1 protein-coding gene is annotated in these 282 nt (G+C 40.8%); it reads left to right on the forward strand.

Annotated elements, in window-relative coordinates; all coding sequences use genetic code 11:
* The coding region (locus tag QK287_RS18475; RefSeq protein WP_282361144.1) for a transposase at window positions 1-282 on the forward strand (282 nt) is incomplete at both ends.

The raw sequence follows: 282 nt of genomic DNA on the forward strand, positions 1-282 counted from the left end.
GTAAATACCTTGATGTTTACTTCAATCACATTGCTTGTCGAGATTGTAAAATAAGAAGTCAGTGCACTAACTCTAAAAAAGACCCTAGGCGAATAAGGCGGTGGGTGCATGAGATTCTGACAGAAGAAATGCTTCAAAAGCTAAAGAATGAACCTGAATTGATGCTTCATCGCAAGCAAATTGTTGAGCACCCCTTTGGCACAATTAAACTCTGGATGGGAGCTACCCACTTACTAACACGAGGTTTAAAAAGCGTGGGGACAGAAATAAGTCTTCATGTCC

The sequence above is a fragment of the Arthrobacter sp. AL05 genome, from assembly GCF_029960715.1.
Taxonomy (GTDB): Bacteria; Actinomycetota; Actinomycetes; order Actinomycetales; family Micrococcaceae; genus Arthrobacter.